The sequence below is a fragment of the Bartonella sp. AD328YNZD genome (assembly GCF_042196425.1).
Genome location: NZ_JBHIQG010000775.1, coordinates 1 through 632, shown reverse-complemented (window position 1 = coordinate 632; position 632 = coordinate 1). Strand labels below are relative to the sequence as shown.

Sequence of the window (632 nt, the reverse complement as noted above, 5' to 3'; positions counted from 1 at the left end):
TCAGCAATATAGCGCTATAGCGATGACACCTGATGTCAAAAAATGGGTTTGGAATAGTGCGCCGCGTATTTTTTATAATAAAATTGAAAAATAAGTGTGTCTTTAAATGTTGTCAAAGATAAACAGTGCTTAATCATAATTGCATGATGAAAATATTTTCTCACATAAAAGTCTTTCAGTTTTTTTAAGGATGAAATTGTGAGAGATGTTTATGCAATATATGATTGAGGTCGTTTACAGGAAGGGATGAATATGAGAAGTTATATTGGGGAGGTTCTTTGTTTATCGTTATAGATTCTCTGTATTCCGAATATAGATTGATGGATAAGAGAATTACTTTATAGATGCTTGGTTCGATTAAATGAAGTTGATGTTTGATGCCATGCTGTTTAAAAAAACAAAATCATAATCACTTTGTGTGAAAAGATACAAGAGTACAATAGGAAGAGATAAAATGGAAAAAAAAGAATGTTGAAAAAAATTTCTATTTTATTAAGCACACTCGTTTTCTTGAATGGGGCTGTAACATCAGCATTTAGTGCCTCATCTAAAGATATATTGGTGATGGCATGGAATATTGATTCAATTAGTAGTTTTGATCCAGCGCAAACTGTTGAGGTTGTGACGAGTGA

Annotated in this window: 1 pseudogene; it reads left to right on the top strand. The window is 31.8% G+C overall.

The features are described 5' to 3' along the window. Positions 1 to 468 precede the first annotated feature (468 nt). Positions 469 to 632, top strand: a pseudogene (locus ACFIO3_RS14975) (ABC transporter substrate-binding protein); the annotation flags it as partial.